Source organism: Candidatus Benthicola sp. (assembly GCF_058719085.1).
This window is the reverse complement of sequence record NZ_JBZQEK010000024.1, coordinates 1-2,868: the sequence shown is the minus strand read 5'-3', so window position 1 is coordinate 2,868 and position 2,868 is coordinate 1. Positions and strand designations below refer to the sequence as shown.

Here is a 2,868-nt window from a genome sequence, read left to right as displayed (position 1 = left end):
CTGATTCGTGATCTCCTCGCACAGTCCGTCCCCGAGGTAATCATCCTCCGCGCTGCCGCTGAGATTGGTGAACGGAAGGACGACGATGTTCGTGGGCTCGGCCGGAGACGCATGAGACGCCGCCGTGCCCGGGATCGCCTGGGTCGCGACGGGAGTCCGACCGGAGGCCCGTCGTCGACGCTCGGGGTCGCCGAAGCGCCAGGCGGCGCCGGTGACCACCGGCAGGAAGATGATCCAGGTGGCGACCACGAAGTCTTCCGCGCCGACCGGCAGCTGGAACCGCCCGGTGGCCCAGTCGGTGAACTCCAGCAACCCCCAGCCCGCCGCCAGATACACCCCGACGACCTGCGGAACGCCTCTCTTCAGCAGCTCGTTGAAAAACTTCGCCGACATCGACTCCTCCGGCGGCGGGCGTCGGGCCGCAGACGCCGGTTCCTGTCCCGCGGATGAGTGTCAATACACGGGAACCGCCAAAAGTTCACCCGGAGGTCCCGTGGCGGGATCACCTCACGGGCAGAGCGAACAGCGCCCGGAGCTGCCACGCACGGTTACGGGCCGCGGCGCCGTCGAAGGCATCCGAGATCCCGATCGAGTATCGGCCATCGAGGCCGAACACCTTGCCGCTGCCCGTACGGAAGGCGACGGCGAGGCCCAGGGGCCAGGTCCACTCCGTGCTTCGAGCCCGTCCGCACCAATCGACGGGATCGAACGAGTCCTCGTCGTTGCTGCAGCTCAGGTTGATTCCGAGACCGACGCCGGTGTAGAAGTTGAAGTTCACCCCGTCGTTACCCGTCGGGATGACCACTCCGACCGTGAGGGGGATGTCCAGGTAGTCCAGCCTGGCCAGGTTCTCTCCGCCCTTCTGGGCATAGTTCATCTCCAGCCCGACCAGGCTGTTCCGACTGGTCCGAAACAGGGCGAATACCCCTCCCATGAACCCCCAGCGTGCGTCGGTGTTGACGATCCCGCCCTCCAGCTCGCTGGCCACCGCGCCCGCCGACACACCGACGAGGGTGCGGGCTCTCTGCCCGAAAGCGGGCGTGGCGGCCGTCAGCCCCAGCACGATCGCCAGCAGACCGGATCTCCATCGGATCATTCACGCACTCCCAGATTCGAACGGTTTCCCGCTTCGACCCCGCCCTCACGTTTCGACCGACCGCGAGCTTCTCACATCGCCGCGTCGGCCTCTGCCTCCGTTTCGTACAGCACTCCGTCCTCGATCTCCGCCACGATCCGGTCCAGATCGTAGACGACGTCCAGCGACGCCCGGATCGCCCGTACGTCCACCATCACGTTGCGACCCTGCTCGGGCAGGTAGATGAAGTCGCGGGACAGGCCGTTGATGTTGCGGTCGAAGTTGAGCCCGACGAGCTCGAGGTCCGGCGTGACCGCCGGGGAGCCACTGTTCCCGCCGTAGGAATCGGTCGTCGAGATGAAGTTGAGCGGAGTGCTCAGATCGAGTCCCTCAGGCGGGTTCTTCCAGCGGGCCGGAAGATTCCACTCCTCTCCGATACCTTCGCCTTCTCCGTGGCTGAAGTACCGGTCGTACAGCCCGTAGAAGGTGGTGTACGGCGGAGCCAGCGTTCCGTTGTAGGGATACCCCTTCACGACGCCGTCGGCGATGCGGGGCGAGAACGAGCCGTCCGGCGGAACCGCGCTGCCGTACACCTCGAAGCGCGCCCTTCCGAGGGCCGCCTGCAGATCGCTCTCCTCGCTCTCGAGCGCGCCGAACACCGGGCGGAACTCGGCCGCGTAGGGCAAGGCCACCGTCATCAGCGCGATCATCGGATCATCGGGTCCGAGGATGCCCGCCTCGATCGCATCGAGCGTGGCCTGGCGATCCGCCAGCACGCTCGTCTCGAGCATCATCTCGGCCGACGCCTCGGGCGTCATGCCCTGCAGGGCCGCCACGGTGACGGGATGGTCCGGGCCGAGGTAGCGCTCGAAATCGGCGAACCGGTTCGCGAGGAAGCCGACTTCGACGTCCGCCGGCCGGTCACCGACCCGGCCGAGCTCCGTCATGAGCTCCTCCACTTCTTCATCCGGGGCCCCGGTCTCCATCGCCGTGAGAACCGCTTCCGCACGCATGGCGCGGGCCATGGTGACGGACCCGGCGAACGTGTTGCCCATCCCCTGCGAAGCGCCGAAGTAGTCCGCCCACTCCTGCTTCGCTTCCTGGATCTCGGCCAGTCGGTCGAACAACCCTCCGTAGGTGGCCTGAAGCTCCGGGTCCATGGCGATGGCCTCGCGAAGATCCCGTTCCGCTGCCGCCTTCCTGGCCATGATCACCGGATCGTTGAGCGCTTCCAGGCGTCCGGTGTTCGCCTTGAGCGAGTTGGACAGACCGAACATCCAGTTCCGGATGCCCAGCTCCCGCGCTGCCTCGGGCCGGGCCCGCTTGAAGTCGGCCAGAACCTGCAGTCGGGTGCCGAGAAAGTGGACGGCGATCGGAACCGAGACGTCGCGCTGGTACTCGAGCTGCGCGACCGTCTTCAGGCGGTTGGTCTGTCCCGGGTTTCCGATTATGAACACCGGATCGCCCGGCTCCACGCCCTCGCCCCAGCCGAAGTAATGCTCCGGCTGGTACGGCTGGCCGTCCTCGTAGATCCGGAGGAAGGAATAATCGAGGTCGTACCGGGGATACGTGAAGTTGTCGGGGTCTCCGCCGAAGAAGCCCATCTCGACCTCTACGGCCGCCACCAGTCGCACGTCGGTGAACCTGCGGAACACGTACGCGGAGTAGCGCCCACCGTTGTACAGGGCGATCACCTGCACCCAGACGGAATCTCCGGCCGCGGCGTGAAGGGCCTTCAGCTCGTCCCGAATCTCCTCGACGACGCGGGAACGCGCCTCCTCTCTCTCCTCTTG

2 protein-coding genes and 1 pseudogene are annotated in these 2,868 nt (G+C 66.5%); all 3 read right to left on the bottom strand.

Annotation, left to right across the window (positions count from 1 at the left end; genetic code table 11):
- Positions 1–393 (bottom strand): annotated as a pseudogene (locus tag AC36XV_RS02070) (hypothetical protein); the annotation flags it as partial.
- Between the two features lie 109 nt (positions 394–502).
- Positions 503–1,096, bottom strand: coding sequence for an outer membrane beta-barrel protein (locus AC36XV_RS02065; protein WP_492202009.1), 594 nt, complete (start codon positions 1,094–1,096; stop codon positions 503–505).
- A gap of 71 nt (positions 1,097–1,167) precedes the next feature.
- Positions 1,168–2,868, bottom strand: a 1,701-nt coding sequence (locus tag AC36XV_RS02060; RefSeq protein WP_492202008.1) for a S46 family peptidase, incomplete at its 5' end; no start/stop codon positions are given.